The 14,409-nt window shown below is 39.3% G+C and carries 15 protein-coding genes; 6 read left to right on the top strand and 9 right to left on the bottom strand.

Annotated elements, in window-relative coordinates:
* Positions 1 to 383 precede the first annotated feature (383 nt).
* From IEY42_RS05365 to IEY42_RS05395, 7 genes are all read right to left on the bottom strand, one after another.
* Positions 384 to 1,079, bottom strand: a complete 696-nt coding sequence (locus tag IEY42_RS05365; RefSeq protein ID WP_188924288.1) for a phospholipase D family protein — start codon at positions 1,077 to 1,079, stop codon at positions 384 to 386.
* A gap of 135 nt (positions 1,080 to 1,214) precedes the next feature.
* Entirely contained in the window at positions 1,215 to 1,685 is a 471-nt protein-coding gene (locus IEY42_RS05370; RefSeq protein ID WP_182771278.1) for a hypothetical protein, read from the bottom strand.
* A gap of 65 nt (positions 1,686 to 1,750) precedes the next feature.
* Entirely contained in the window at positions 1,751 to 2,209 is a 459-nt protein-coding gene (locus IEY42_RS05375) for a hypothetical protein (protein ID WP_188924289.1), read from the bottom strand.
* Positions 2,199 to 2,708 (bottom strand): hypothetical protein, encoded by a 510-nt coding sequence (locus IEY42_RS05380; RefSeq protein WP_188924290.1) that lies wholly within the window; start codon positions 2,706 to 2,708, stop codon positions 2,199 to 2,201. The genes IEY42_RS05375 and IEY42_RS05380 overlap by 11 nt, the downstream gene beginning before the upstream one ends.
* Positions 2,709 to 2,716: 8 nt before the next feature.
* Positions 2,717 to 3,172: a metal-dependent hydrolase gene (locus IEY42_RS05385; protein ID WP_188924291.1), complete on the bottom strand. Its 456-nt coding sequence runs from the start codon at positions 3,170 to 3,172 to the stop codon at positions 2,717 to 2,719.
* Between the two features lie 2 nt (positions 3,173 to 3,174).
* Positions 3,175 to 3,924, bottom strand: a complete 750-nt coding sequence (locus IEY42_RS05390) for a hypothetical protein (RefSeq protein WP_182771274.1) — start codon at positions 3,922 to 3,924, stop codon at positions 3,175 to 3,177.
* 14 nt (positions 3,925 to 3,938) lie between these two features.
* Positions 3,939 to 5,279 carry a hypothetical protein gene (locus IEY42_RS05395; RefSeq protein WP_188924292.1) on the bottom strand — a complete coding sequence of 447 codons (1,341 nt, stop codon included), beginning with the start codon at positions 5,277 to 5,279 and terminating at the stop codon, positions 3,939 to 3,941.
* A 212-nt stretch (positions 5,280 to 5,491) separates the two neighbouring features.
* Here IEY42_RS05395 and IEY42_RS05400 point away from each other — a divergent pair, with 212 nt between their 5' ends.
* The 6 genes from IEY42_RS05400 (at position 5,492) to IEY42_RS05425 (ending at position 10,301) form a co-directional block, all read left to right on the top strand.
* Complete coding sequence (locus IEY42_RS05400) at positions 5,492 to 6,667, top strand: PD-(D/E)XK nuclease-like domain-containing protein (RefSeq protein ID WP_188924293.1); 1,176 nt, start codon at positions 5,492 to 5,494, stop codon at positions 6,665 to 6,667.
* Between the two features lie 54 nt (positions 6,668 to 6,721).
* On the top strand, positions 6,722 to 7,420 hold the full coding sequence (locus IEY42_RS05405; RefSeq protein ID WP_188924294.1) for a recombinase RecT: 699 nt from the start codon (positions 6,722 to 6,724) through the stop codon (positions 7,418 to 7,420).
* Positions 7,421 to 7,431: 11 nt separating this feature from the next.
* Positions 7,432 to 8,373, top strand: a complete 942-nt coding sequence (locus IEY42_RS05410; RefSeq protein WP_188924295.1) for a hypothetical protein — start codon at positions 7,432 to 7,434, stop codon at positions 8,371 to 8,373.
* A complete protein-coding gene (locus IEY42_RS05415; protein ID WP_188924296.1) occupies positions 8,340 to 9,335 on the top strand; it encodes a hypothetical protein in 996 nt (331 codons plus the stop codon). The genes IEY42_RS05410 and IEY42_RS05415 overlap by 34 nt, the downstream gene beginning before the upstream one ends.
* Positions 9,336 to 9,402: 67 nt before the next feature.
* Positions 9,403 to 9,714 carry a hypothetical protein gene (locus IEY42_RS05420; protein WP_188924297.1) on the top strand — a complete coding sequence of 104 codons (312 nt, stop codon included), beginning with the start codon at positions 9,403 to 9,405 and terminating at the stop codon, positions 9,712 to 9,714.
* Between the two features lie 359 nt (positions 9,715 to 10,073).
* Positions 10,074 to 10,301 carry a hypothetical protein gene (locus IEY42_RS05425; RefSeq protein ID WP_188924298.1) on the top strand — a complete coding sequence of 76 codons (228 nt, stop codon included), beginning with the start codon at positions 10,074 to 10,076 and terminating at the stop codon, positions 10,299 to 10,301.
* Between the two features lie 608 nt (positions 10,302 to 10,909).
* Here IEY42_RS05425 and IEY42_RS05430 read toward each other — a convergent pair.
* Both IEY42_RS05430 and IEY42_RS05435 read right to left on the bottom strand, forming a co-directional pair.
* Complete coding sequence (locus IEY42_RS05430) at positions 10,910 to 11,431, bottom strand: hypothetical protein (protein ID WP_188924299.1); 522 nt, start codon at positions 11,429 to 11,431, stop codon at positions 10,910 to 10,912.
* Between the two features lie 2 nt (positions 11,432 to 11,433).
* Positions 11,434 to 14,409 (bottom strand): RHS repeat domain-containing protein (locus IEY42_RS05435; RefSeq protein ID WP_229779930.1); only part of this gene is annotated, 2,976 nt, incomplete at its 5' end.

Here is a 14,409-nt window from a genome sequence, read left to right on the forward strand (position 1 = left end):
GAAAAAATGATCCACCGATATGTTTATAGGTTTATTTGCTAAATGGCTTTGGGGCAAAAATGTGCTAACTCTTAATCCGCACATTCACCAAAAGAGCCAAAAAATATCAAACTATTATATAAATGATCAAACATTATTAAGAATTATCAAACTATTATATAAACGCACATTAACGCGATAGTGAAAAACCATAGAATAAAGCTAATTAAAAAACAAAAAACCGACATAATGTCGGTTTTTATAAATATGTAGAGGCAGTAAGTGCCTAGCGTGATGCAGCAGAACCTTCATCCCACATTCGCTTTTCAACTCTTAACCGTTCGAGTCGCCACTTATAAGCCAAGCTCCATTTCATTTTTTTTACTATCACTCTCATAGCAGCTTTATATAATTATATCTTCAGGCCAAATAAAGTAATCTCCAAACCGGCCTGTTTTGGCCTCCCCACCCATTTCAACACCCTTCTGCGTCAGCACTTGCTTTTGGTCCACTTCGGCTACATACCCAATCTTTATAAGTTTATCAAGAAGCTCTGAAGTGCTTAATTTGAGCGTCTTAGCCAGCTTAGATGAAGTCACCTTTTCTTGTTTCCCGGTTAACTCTTGAGTTTCTTTTTTGGAATTAGGTATGATTATTTTTTCTAATGTCACTCTTACTTCATCACTAATTCTGATTATCCGCTGGGCTTCTTCAAATGTGTCTCGGTACATATCACAGTCATCTATTCTAGAAATGTGAATACCCATTTCATTGTTATTGACCTGACTAAACTCATAAAGGTTCAAGCTAGTAATAATGCAAGAATTTTCGTTTAAATAACACTTAGCGTGAAGGTTCTTGCAAAAACTTGTTCGAACAAAAGAAAGCTCATTTAACCAACTTATTTCACTCGGTTGCAGCTCACTTTTACCATACACAATCCTCACATCAATTTTTAATCTGTTCTTATCTTCTAGTAGCTCTTTAATACGATCATTTAACTTTAAATAGGGACTGATTAAAATGAGTCTGTCGGATGCATTTTTAATTAATTCTTCCAAATAATAATTGGTCGCGCTAGTGTTTAAGAATTTTGCCATACTCAAGCATTCCTCTTCTAAAAATAAATTCCAACCCCAAATATGTAACGCTTCACATGCTTAATTCCCATGCAAACGGATTCATTGTGCTAATCAACTCTTACCCATTCGACGTCTATTTGTGGTGACTTCGTTTTAACTTATCGTGATCAGCACTAAGGAATTTTTCACATAGTCATTTGAACGAAATGTAAACGATATTCCATTGTGATTAATAACACATTCATTCAGATGTATTGCATCAGGATTAGCTATTAAAGCTTCTTTAACCAACTGATTACACCAACTGCTAATACCATGCTCTCCATCAAATTCATTTATAAATTTATGCATGTAAAGCGTACTAAGTCTATCGATCGCGTGAAGCGTAATATCAAATGTCACCCCTAATACTTCACTATCGATATAATTTCTGCGAGCCAGCTCTGCTGCAGCTAAATTCTTTTGAATGCGTGTAGCTTTTGAATGAGATCTTATTGATTTTAATTCTCTGGCCCTAAGTCGTGTATAGCGTTGGCCTCGATATACAGGCAATGTGCACAACACATTATGCGTAGAGCATTCTTTTTCTGTGTTTTGGATGTCTGTGTCTAATACTATTTCCATTTTTGCGTTCCCTATCTGCGGTTGATAGAAACATTTTCTCACTGGACTTTAAACCGGCAACCACCCTACTCGGCACCCTTTTCTTTAAAGTTTTCGTACTGTTTTTTAAAGTCTTGGTTCATTTTAAAATATACGATTGAGTCGTTTACTGACTTAATGACTTCGAACGAACCTAATGAACCATGAAGAAACGATTCGTTTGCAGGTAATAGTGTAAATTCAAACTCATATTCAATCTGCCCTTGGTTACAAAGCTCTAATTTAACTTCTTGGGCCACAATTTCAATTTGAGTTACCTCAGACCGCTTACCGTTCTTAAGTAGGTATTGATCTGTTATATCGATACCTTCTATTCCTTTCATCTTGTCATTGCAAAAACCTTCTGCAGCAACCCATTCACCAGTAGCTTTCAGCCTTAATTCAGCCTTATGGCCTTCAGCTGCTTTCATGAAGTAGCTGGCAGCTAACCCTATGAGGATAATTCCAGCTATCACTATCGATGATTTGATCAATTTAGTGTTCATACACTCCCTCGTTTGAGATAAGCCCGGAAAATATATGTTTGTAGCACTGAATGAATGTATTAATCATGTAGTAGATGTGTCTTTTTGTAACTCCACCACTCATATGAATATCGACCCGATACACTGAGGTTTGTGAGCTTGAGTCAATTGTATAAAGGCGACCAATTTTTGTGTTTTGGTTAAACTTTGAGATAAAATCTAAATCAAACCCAATCGGCAATGTTGCCATGACGCAGAAAAAATCTTCCGCACTTTTTGCAGACCAGGTGTTGTTACTAAAAAACAACACTCTACCAACATCAATCTCGATACTAAACATAGCGTCATCTGGTGATAGTGATTGCTTGGCATTTGAAAAACTAAACTCATTAATGATATTAATTAGCTCTTGAGTTGTTATTTTTTCAAATACTTCAGCCGATATAATTTCAGGTATTTCAGAGTTAACCTTTTTAGCGAGTAGTACCTCTGCCAAAAAATCATCTTGTTTACTGTTCATGTGAATTCCTAGAATATTATGGCCAGCCATAGCAGGCCCAATGCGATTATGGGTTCCAACAACCCACCTGATGTACAAAGCTTTATGCCAAACCGACCCTGATGTGGCCAGAATAGCGGTATACCGCTATCGGATATAAAATCTGCCAGTAAATGCGAAAAATACCCAATGCCAAAGGCCATAGCCAATGGCGTGGCCCACGTATCATAGCTTAATGCCCAAGCTGTTAATACAAATGGCCATACCGAGTGCGTTATCTGTCTGTGTCCAAACAATCCGGCAAGTGGAAGCGAAATAAAGAGAAATCGCTTCCCTATTGTTGAGCTAGGGTGATCTAAATCAGGTAATAAGGAACCCCCAAAAATGAGAATCAACACCACCCACAACGGCATGGCAAAGTTCACATATTTCACTGTGAAAATTGCCACCGCAGCTGTCACAATTAAGTGATTGCGAAACATCATCGCTAATTAACCATATCCAGCAACGCTGATTTAATATCAGCTTTTGGCGTCTCAACCGGCACAGTTGAAGATTGTGTAGCTTGAGCCACTGGCACCGTCACATCCGATAAAATCATGTTCTGCTGTTGCATCAACTCTAGTTTTCGCTCATGGTCTCGGTCATCATCTTTAGCTTTACGATTGCGTTTAGCTTCTAAACGACGTTCTAAGTCATTAAACGCCTCTGATTCACGTGTATCTTGTGAATCTAACTTCATGCTTTGAAGCACTTTATTAAATTCATCATATGGCAGCTTTAACAAGCTATAAGCCTGAAACTGACCATCTGGTAACACTTGGATTTTTTGATCTATCATGTCGTAACCGACAATAGGTACAGAATCCACCAATTTATCGATTAGAAATTGGCTAGTTTGCACCAGTGTGCCCATGCCATTTTCACGTTCATAAATTCGCTCTGAGCCTGAAAGCTCTTGTCGATAGTTTTTCGCTAATTCAAACTCTGCCTGTAAACGCGCCTTCTTCAACGCGTGATGCATATCTTTTGATGATGCCGCACCAACACCCACTATTCCCATGCCATCATTTTTAGGCGGATTTAAATACCACTCAGGCACACTATCTAACTTTGCTTCAGCATCAGATACCGCTTTTTCTTGCATGTCCTTTTGGAGTTCTACATATTTTTCCACTGGATCTGAGGCGCAACCTGTCATAATTACAGCAATACATAAAAGTGTTAATTTATTCATTGTTAATCCTTAAATTAATAAAATTCAATTTCTCTGCTTTGGTACCGCAAAAGCTTCCCTGACATATCTTTCCATTGGTATGTATTAGGATTGAACTCCTCCCGCTCAACACTAAATGACACTTTCACCCCATTCCCCACAGCCTTTTCTGGCATGTATGCAGATAGCGTTATGTCTTCAGTTAAAATGTTGCTTATATTAAGTTTGAATTTTTCACTGCCTATGTTGATCCTTAACCAAAATGCTGTATTGGAAAGCTCTTTAAAGGCGGTCGTAAAAACGTCTGAGTTATCTGGAACCATTGCCATAGGTTTTTTATTTGTATACCCCGTTTGATAAAACGCCATGTTCTTATATGCATATTTAACCGATCTACCGCATTCGATGTCATCAGTGTCATTGATAAAGGCTCTCGCTCCTGGTCTGTAATAAGGCAAAAACTCAAACAACGAATCTCCACAATATTTAGGCCTTAATAACTCTTTAACTGCCTTTTTTTGCGAATGACTTAATTCAAAAGCTTCGCATCCGTAAAAGAATTTTTGACACAGATTCAATGATTCTCTTGATTGAACCGATGGAAACCAAGCGTCGGTCATATCACCTTTGCGATCTATGCTAACCCGGACCTTAAACTCCGCAACTGAGTAATCATGTGGAATGATATCAATAACTTGGTAATTAATAATCGGATTGGCCATAAACGGGAAAACAAACATTTCATATGCGGCCTTAATTTCAGCACTGAGCTTTGCCTGATTTGTCGTGCCTTCTTTATGAGCTCGTAAACGCTGCTTGATTACGTCACCATCAATTACACTCATCGAGTTATTTAAAGCCGCGTAGTAGTCGGTCACAACAATAGAATCAAGATTGCTTAACGTGATGTTATGTTTCATCTTCTCTAACACACTCGATAATTTTTTGTATTCATCTGATAGTTCATTTATTGTCGATTCCAGTAACCTTTCGCGCTTTTCACTCCCAAGCTTGGCCTTCATTGCAGATACATCTACTGATACATCTGCTGTAACTCTCAATATAATTCGATCACCTTCAACACTTCGTAAGTGCTTGGCATTGAAAACACGCACGTTCGCCCCTTGTGCTATCAAGCCTTTTTCTACGATTTCGTCTGTTCGGCTATCGTAATGAGTATTGTGACTCACAAATTTAGGTGTCATCGTTACAGCGTTTATCTGTAACATTGATTCTGCTCTGCGAATCGCTTCATCCATGGTTTCATCGTCATTCAAATACACTGACACTGATAATGCTTTGTACTCATAAATATCTTCACTGGACGCTTGTAACTGAAAACAGACCACCAGCAAGAAAATGAAACATCTAATCATTGACGCCCCCTTAACTTATTGAACCTATATACCAACATTTTTACTATCCACCGATTTTTTCAGCGTCTATTCAGTACGCGCTAATTTTTAAACCTATTCTCCCACCCAAACTAAAACGCGCAACCGCATACTAAGCAATTGAATTTTATGGCAGTTGCGAGTTTATTGATCCGTGGGATGATTTGATTAAATAAAGCAATCTGAGGTTAGCTATGAATACTGCGGTGAAATCACAAACATCTTCTTGGCATGATTATATACAGCCAGCGTATGACGATAACGGCAAGCCAAACTTCCTGAATAGTCATGGTGAAGTGCTTGAAGGAATTTATACCGACATGCCTAACGAGGTTTATCATGCCTTAGATGCTCACAGCTCAACAGGCATTAAGACTTTCGCTAAAGGCCGTCACCATTACTATCGTCAATATCTTTCAAATATTTGTCGCCTTAGAACCAAGCAACAGGAATTCACCTTTGATGCGGGTACTTACGGACACATGCTTGTATTGGAACCCCATAATTTCCATGGTAACTACATGAGAAATCCTGTACCTGAAGACTTTCCTGACATTGAACTAATAGACTCTATTCCTCAATTAAAAGATGCGCTAGCAAGCCGTGGTCTGCCTGTATCTGGTGCAAAAGCAGTGTTAATTGAACGATTATACGAAAGCGACCCTACTTTGCCGATTTTTGAAAAGTTACGCGAAAATATGATTTGCGAGTTTTTAGATCAACGCTATAAAAATTATCTTCGTACTGATGTTGAACTCGATGATATGGCGAAATTTTATGGCATCGATGTCTCGTTAAACAGAGAAGCAAAAATAAATGCGATCTTAGAAATTAGTCCAACACAACCTATTTGGGAAAAGCTTATTGCGACACATGTCATTGACCATATCGTTTGGGATGATGCTTTTAGGGTTCAAAAAAGCACACGTGCTCACCCGAAAGCTGACTGGTTGTTAAGTGATGGCTATCCAGAACTCTCTATTATCGCTCGCTGCCCGAAAACGGGTTTGCTTTTAAAAATACGTTTTGATTGGCTTCGCAATGACGCTATTGCGGTCGATTTAAAAACCACTCTTTCGACCAACCCAACTAAATTTGGTTATCAGGTTAGAGACTTGCGATATGACTTGCAGCAGGTTTTTTACTGCTACGTGGCAAATCTGGCGGGAGTACCGGTCAACGTCTTTGCATTTGTTGCAACAGAATACAAGGATGCTGACAACTGTGAAACGTTCGAACTTTCTCAACGTAAAGTGGAAGAGTCGAAAGAAGACCTGTTTCAATATTTGGAAGAATTCAATGAAGCATTAACGACGGGCAATTGGTATGGGCATGATAAAAGCCGTTCTACTTGGGTTATCGATGTGTAGTTGCCCGTTATAAAACCTGAATTACATTAGTTATATATTGCTAAGGGGCTTTCTATGAACACGATTCCATTCCAACATGTTTTCTCTCAACACTTTGCTTACTTAAGCTCTCAAGCTTTTGATAGCTCATTTAATTTAAATGAAGAAATCAGTTATTTAAATCAAATTATATTTAACTCTCAATCAACAGCAAACCCGCTGTCCATGGCCGCTGACTGGTCAGTGTTTGACTTGTTGTTGAATTTAGCTCGTTTAGGGTTATCTCTTAACCCGGAGAAAAAACTTGCTTATGTACTCCCTCATTATGTCGAAACGGGTGAAATGGCGTTAAAGCTATACCCTGGATATCGCGGTGAAATAGCTATTGCAACGAACTTTAACGTTATTCAAAACACCATGTCTACATTGGTATACGAAAAGGACCAATTCAAAGTCCAGGTGGCAACGAATGACGTTGAGCATTTTGTGACTTCATTATCATTAGATCCCAACGTAAGAGGTGCCTGTTCTGGTGGTTATTGCCGAAGCGTATTAAAGGATGGAAGTGTACATGTTGCGTATATGAGTATCGAAGAATTAGATGCCATCGCGCAAAATCAAATCGAAATGAATATGGGTAATACGCCTTGGAACTCTGTCTGGCGCTCAGAAATGCGCCGCGTAGCTTTATACCGGCGTGCAGCTAAAGATTGGCGAAACATGATTACCGCCTCAAATGAAACTAAATATGCATTATTATCAACAGAATATTAGGATTATCAATCATGAACACAATAAACGCTACTCTAACTAACTTTGCTGATGCATTTGCAAAACCTTTGGACACCCAACAACACGATGCTATCGCGCAGCTGGTGAATGATTCGTTAAACACGCGCTTTCAATTTGGTCACGAGTTTTACACGATGAAAGATGTTATTCCTACATCGCTTGTTGATGCCGTTGCGCCATACGTTGATTCTGGATTGGAGTTAAACAATCAATTAGTTGAATTAGAAGCGAGATATAACGAATCTAAATTTAGCTTTGAATTTGAAATTAGCCACACGTTAAGTGGTTTGACAGGCTTGTTAATTGACCAAACTTCCATTTCGAAAATACAGATAAACGCTGTGTACGAAAATGACACGTTAGTAATTGATCATGCAAACCAACAAATTAATCATGACGTATCAATTGAACCAAGTGATCTACATGGTCTGTACTGCATAATTGATTTAGACAATGGCCAATCTTTCTTATCGCAGATGTCTGCTGATGAGGCAAAGCAAGCGATGTGGGCCAACACGAACGATAGATTAAATGGCGTCAATCCATACACAACCAACTCAAAAAAATTGATGTTCTATAAAGCCTCATGTTTACGTCGTGGACTCAAAACCATTTCAGCCTTTAATAACTGTGGTGATTTGGCGTTAGTGGCCACTTTGCTCAATTTACATGACCGTCAATTTAATAAAGCCAAAGCCATGCGTAAAGTCATGCCAATCAACAGCTACAAGTTTCGAGGTTGTTCAAAGCAACCGAGCACAATAGACCTAATGTTTAAAGCAGAACAGGGTAGCGTGGTTATTCCATTCAACTCAAATTCTATTCAGACAGAAAAAACAACTAAGACAGGAGCGCCGCAAACCAAATTGCTAACCGAGTTTTATGATGAAGGAATGCAAGCTTGGAACTCAGATACGCTCGGTGTAGGGTTTTAAGTATGAAGTCATATAAATACATTGAAAAGCTAGTCGTCATGCAGCACCCGGACTCAAAAGATCTTATTCGTTTAATGATTGAACATGACGGGCAGCAAACTTATGGTCTGCAACGTTCAATCGTTAATAAAGGCAAGGTGCGCCATTTTTATAACAAAAAATTATGGCACTCTGCCTACAACGTTAAATTAGAGCTGGCTCGGCGCATATCAGACTATGAAGATAAAGGGTTCGATGTTATGACCGAAATATCACTCCAGCACAATAATATCGGCACAATACCTGAATTTTTTTATTCAAAAAAATCGATTAATGCCGGTGACAAAGCAGTGTCAATCGAACCTACTGACGTGCCTATTTTTGTTGATTGTAGCTTTCACAAGCTTTCAATTCGAGACTTACGCTATAACACTGAGATTGTAGATGAAGATTTGATTGCTTTTTTTAACACCTTAAGAAAAACAATCGAATTTTTACCTTTCACAATGGTGTCTGTGTGGTCTAATAATGAAATAAAAGTGCTATTGCTCGACTATCATTCTAAACCTAAGCCTAAACATGGGTTTAACTATCTGGCTAAGATGGCCACAACAGAACCAATGGTGTTTGTCGTTACTGACTGCACAGTACAAAATTCTGTTATAAGCAATGACACGCTCAGCGAAAGCTTTGCTGTATTAAGCGGTGATTCGCTCACATATCATTTATCTTCCAAATGGAAGTCAGCAAACGTATTCTTAGAAAAAAATAACCATATTAACAGTTTTTCAGTTTACTGCATGGATTCTGGCGTTTATAGGGAGGTCTTAACGGATGTTAAGCTTAATGAGGTAGACCGCTCTTGTAATGCAGAAATATTATTCACTCACGTTGAAAATCAAATCTCTAACGTAACATTTGTTCGGTCACTTGGCTTTCACGTAACAATTTCTAATGAAAAGGTGTTTTACCTACATAATTAACAACCAGATATAGTAAGTTTTTATGTTATTTTATTTGTAATTCATTGATATTTTTAAGGGGTTTTATATGTTGTTTTGGATTATATTGTTCATCGTCATTTTTTTAGCCATTAATGCCGTTTCGAAGAATAAGGCTAAAGCCGAACTGCAGCGCGCAAAATCGGCAATTCAAAAATGTCGTGTTTGCCCAGAGTGTGCAGAAGACATAAAAGTAGAAGCTAAAAAATGTCGTTACTGTGGTGTCTCACTCATGCCCGTTACTGAGGATGAGCAGGCCCAAATTGACAAAGCTTATTCGTTGAAAATCTCAAAACTTGAGAATATGAACACAACACAGCCTCTGAACAAGAAATATCAAAACTCGGATGGTTGGAAGTAATCTTTGATAATGATGTGACAGAGGCGCTTTTTCTGACTTATACCGATCATTAAATCAGTTTATCATCTACTTCATTAAACGTCCCCGATAGGTATCTTTTCGAGGACGCTTACTGCTCGACTCTTTTCGAAAAATCATTTTTCCTTGTATCTTGTTGAAATAACTAAGTTATAAATTTCACTTTCAAATAGTATCAGAGAATTAGCAGAAAAATTACCATAATTTGATATTTTGTGAAAAGAGGCAATATCATTTTATGGTTAGATAAAATATCTGTATTCAACATCACATCACACTATGGTTGCGGCTTATCAAAGCGGTGAGATTATTAATTCACCTAACACAAAAAGGCCATCAATATGTTCACTCTCAGTTTAGCTAACAAAAACCGCATCCAAACAATTTGTAGTCATGCCAACAGTAGAATTAATCCCGTTTATGAAATGGTATTAATTGAAGCAGAAAACAATCAAGTTCGTTTTAGCGCATCAAATGGCGCTCAATTCAACTCTTTGACGTTACCCGCGCAAGTGAGTGAGAATATCTCGTTTACCTTGTCAGCAAAGCGTTTGTCGCTGGAAGCATAAGCTGACATAGGCTGCCTCCAGCTTTCAATCACTTAGCCAAAAGATGTAACCATAACCTGACATAAAATATAACCATAAACTGACAAATAAGAGTAGCCTTTTTCAGGCCATGGTTATGACATGTACTTTTACAACACCCGGATATTTTAAAAATCACTGACAACGCTGCATAGCAAGTGGCAAGACTAGCATCGGTCAATTACACCAGTAGCAGCTGAGGCTCAAATCGCTCCAACTGTGGGCAAACACTATACGCTTCGGCCACACAGCATAAATCAGGTTATAGGAAGGAGCATCATACACTATTGAGCTTAGTAACGGCGTTGCCCCAAACTGCCCACCCAGCTGTCAGACACTGATCGCTTCACTGGCAAGCAGTGCTCAGACTACTGGTCACATTGCCCTGTTTCAAACAAGAAAAAGCCCCAATAAATTGGGGATAGCACTGAAAGCCGGGGGCTGTCAGATCTGGTCGAAACTAATTCATGTAATGTCACGCATGGTGTTGTTCTAGTTTGTTTTTGGCGAAATTGATTAGATCAAACAGCACCATGCGTGTCTACTAATTGATTGTAAAATAAATTATCTGGGGATTCCCTAGCCTACTATTAATAAGGTTTTATTAAGTTAGCAACTTCTCTTAATATATCTTCTTCACTAGCAACAATACAGTTAGTCAAGTCACCTGATGTTCGCCCTAAATACTCTTGCCCAATAAGAATACCGCCTTCATGTTTAGTTAGTATCACTCTCTGCCTAGAATACTTTTCATCTTTAGGTGACAAATATAAAAATTTATCAGTGGAGTAAATTATTTCCATTACACCAGGAATTGGAATAATCATATTGGCCAACCTACTTTCACCTTTACCTGACAATAGTTCTTCCCAAACAGAATTTTTTTGACTCTCAAGACCTTCCATAGAAAAATAACTATATATATATGCACTAGATTTCGTATAAAAGCCTACTGTATTCTTCACGTCAAAACTACAGACATAAAATACCTTAGCTTTTGGCAAAAAAAACTCCCCGGTGCTCAGCTGGTGTTTTTCACCCCTTTCTTTCACACCTTCAGAACATGCTTGGCCAGAAAAGGTTAAAAACATGATTAATAGTACATTTTTCACAATCACCCTCCTGTTGCCGAAGCAACATCATCAGCTAGCTTATATAGAAAACCTTCTACCTTGTTAGGGTTCATATCAAATACAGCATTTTTTACCTGACCACTAAAGCTATACTGATCTACCATGATTTTTCCTATTTTATTACCTACTTTTTGTAATGTCGTTCTAGCCCATGTAGATCTGATATTCACCATTGAATCAGTAACTCTTAACTCAAAATCTAAAACCTGACTAGATTTTGCATTAGTTAAATCTAACCCTCGATGGCGATCCCACTCCCCAAACTCTATATACTCTCTATCTTCTAAGTAATTGATAATCTCATCTGATGATTTAGCCTCAACCATTAACTCTTTTATTTTTTGAAAGTCATCATAAAGCTCATCTTGCAAACTATCTAAAACATCCTTTACTTTACTGACATTTGAAAATGATATTTCGTTAACGACAAACTGAATAGCAGAGGTTATTGCACCATTACCAAACTTTCCACCAGTCAGCTTTGAAATTGTCCCACCTGCAATAGTTTGAATTAATACCCTCTCTATTGTAGAAGAAGTTTCAATTTTCCCAATGCCCTTCATAATACCAGCACTAATAAACCCATGACCAAAGTCACCTCCCTGAACGGTACTCAATACTCCACCTGCTGTGGCATGAGCAAAAATTTCCTCTTCGATAGACCATGCGTTGATAGTATCTTCTGCAGCATGAATTTCTCCACCAATAGCTCCGAAAACTGCACCCGACAAAGCTCCGTAAAATGTCCCTCTCAAAGTTCCGGTAGCAACATAACCACCCGCGGCTCCTGCAACAGCCCCCGCAGCAACAGGCCCCAATCCCCAAACAGTTGCTGCCCCGTATGTGGCATATGTAATGATCGCTGCCAATATTACACGACCATATTTTTCTATGAACCGGCCAAACTCTCTGAATATTTTTTCAAAAAAGTACCCACTGGGGTCGGTATAGCTCATTGGGTTATTCAACACATAACTATAGCGGTTATAGTTCTGGCTATTCTTAGGCGCCTGGATGAAAGGATCGGCCTGCATGAAACGACCTAGGGTTGGGTCATAAATTCGCCCTCCCATGTGAATGATATCCAGCCCTTTAAGCTCTTTATGACCGGTATAGCCGCGCTCTGTCGGCTCAGGAATCGTGAAGTTGGCCATTAAACTATCGACATAAATGCTGTGTCGCTTGCCATATGGGTCATAAATCGCTTGCGACACTACCTTGCCATTTTGGTCGGTTACCGCAACAACCGACCCTTGATGGTCTTTATGAAGATAATAGGACGATTGGCTACCATTACTTCGGTGTGTGACAACTATATCACCACCAACATAGTACTTGTGCTCAGTTAGCGCACCAGCCCCACCACTACGAACAACCTTTTCATAGTTACCAAGATAAGTTGTTTGGTAAGTCGTGCTTTTACCTTGCTCTACGCGACTATCGGTCTTGAAATACAGTTCTCTATCGACACCGTAGTACATTGTAGATGAGTTGCTACCTTTACTTATCTTGGTAGCTTTGTCGTAGCTGCCATAGGTAAAGCTACGACTACCGTCTGACGTAATATTGCCATTTCCATCATAGCTAAAGCTATAAAGTGCATGCGTGAACGATGAGTCACTGTAGACGCCCAGCAACTTATGGACTTTCACCGCATCATACTTGTAGTAACCAGCTCCCGACTTGTATTTGAAGTTACCCCAGCCATCTAGCGTATAAGTTTGAGTCGACTTAAAGCTACCAGGTAGCGCACCAAGAGTGTCCTGATAACTGATGGTACGACGTTCCAAACGATTTAAATCGTCATAGGCGTACGACTCAGTAAAATTGCTACCACTGCCTACTTTTGAAGAGTAGTTGCTAGTCCTAGTTTTTACGTTGCCGATTAAGTCGTAAGTGACCCCAGCATAGTGAATATTTGGGTTTGAACTGTGAGTGATTTGTACACTGCTAAAGCGCCCCGTATCACTTTCATAGTCAATAGTGCTAATGACATTGTTGCCGTAACTCAGTTTTGACACATGATTACGTTCATCCATGTCATCAATCTGCTTTAATTTTGCCTTGGTTTGGTTATTTCGCAGCAAATATAGGTAGCCGTTACTCTTATAAACAGATTCAACGGCAAAGCTACTGGTACCCGAAGGGTAGGTGGTCACTTTGGGTCTGCTGTAGCTGTCATAGGACTGAGTCTGGGTATACCACTGACCATTGATATAAGTTTTGGTCTGCTCAGGCAATGACAGTTGATTATAGGTAAATGTTTTCTTGGTCGACGCCGATGACGTTGTATTACACGCAACAGAGGTGGCGGCATATTTTGCCGTCGACACCAGCTTGCCTACGGCTTTGCTGCTTGCGTGTGCCGTTGAACCATAGTTCCAGCACAGCGTCCCCTCCGAAGCCTCGTAACTTCTTATTTTGCGCCCTAATACATCATAACTAAAGGTAAACAGGTGCTGTCGAGCCGTTTTCTGCGTATAGAGTTCACCAAATGCATTATAGGTATACTGCCAGAGCCCTTTGATAGGGTCGTTAGTACTAAGCTTACGCCCCCAGTCATCATAGGTATTGCTAATAACACTCGACTTCCCATCGGCCACCGTTGTAGAGGAAAGCAAGTTCCCATACGAGTCGTACTCAAATTCGACCGTATTACCGAGTTCATCGACCGTTTTAACTAACTCTCCAAATGCATTTTGGTAAGAGTAAGCAATTTGCCCTAAACCATTAATCTCCTGCGTTTCGTTGCCATACCATCTCTTTTCGACATCATTCCCATTTGGACTGGTTACCAGATAAGGCCGTCCCAACACATCGTAATCTATGCTAGTCACAAGACTCGAGTTGGGTTCAGAAACAGTCTTCTGACGTCCCCGTTCATCATACGTTAAAACAACCGTATTCCAGGCTCCATCAAAGCCTTCGACGCTGTTAGCAACTTCTCTTCCCCAGCG

This window comes from Shewanella algicola, from assembly GCF_014648035.1.
Taxonomy (GTDB): domain Bacteria; phylum Pseudomonadota; class Gammaproteobacteria; order Enterobacterales; family Shewanellaceae; genus Shewanella; species Shewanella algicola.

Bases quoted from the DNA above. Each gene is read 5' to 3' on its own strand.
- IEY42_RS05365 (WP_188924288.1), bottom strand. From the start codon at position 1,079: ATGGCAAAATTCTTAAACACTAGCGCGACCAATTATTATTTGGAAGAA.
- IEY42_RS05370 (WP_182771278.1), bottom strand. From the start codon at position 1,685: ATGGAAATAGTATTAGACACAGACATCCAAAACACAGAAAAAGAATGC.
- IEY42_RS05375 (WP_188924289.1), bottom strand. From the start codon at position 2,209: ATGAACACTAAATTGATCAAATCATCGATAGTGATAGCTGGAATTATC.
- IEY42_RS05380 (WP_188924290.1), bottom strand. From the start codon at position 2,708: ATGAACAGTAAACAAGATGATTTTTTGGCAGAGGTACTACTCGCTAAA.
- IEY42_RS05385 (WP_188924291.1), bottom strand. From the start codon at position 3,172: ATGATGTTTCGCAATCACTTAATTGTGACAGCTGCGGTGGCAATTTTC.
- IEY42_RS05390 (WP_182771274.1), bottom strand. From the start codon at position 3,924: ATGAATAAATTAACACTTTTATGTATTGCTGTAATTATGACAGGTTGC.
- IEY42_RS05395 (WP_188924292.1), bottom strand. From the start codon at position 5,279: ATGATTAGATGTTTCATTTTCTTGCTGGTGGTCTGTTTTCAGTTACAA.
- IEY42_RS05400 (WP_188924293.1), top strand. From the start codon at position 5,492: ATGAATACTGCGGTGAAATCACAAACATCTTCTTGGCATGATTATATA.
- IEY42_RS05405 (WP_188924294.1), top strand. From the start codon at position 6,722: ATGAACACGATTCCATTCCAACATGTTTTCTCTCAACACTTTGCTTAC.
- IEY42_RS05410 (WP_188924295.1), top strand. From the start codon at position 7,432: ATGAACACAATAAACGCTACTCTAACTAACTTTGCTGATGCATTTGCA.
- IEY42_RS05420 (WP_188924297.1), top strand. From the start codon at position 9,403: ATGTTGTTTTGGATTATATTGTTCATCGTCATTTTTTTAGCCATTAAT.
- IEY42_RS05425 (WP_188924298.1), top strand. From the start codon at position 10,074: ATGTTCACTCTCAGTTTAGCTAACAAAAACCGCATCCAAACAATTTGT.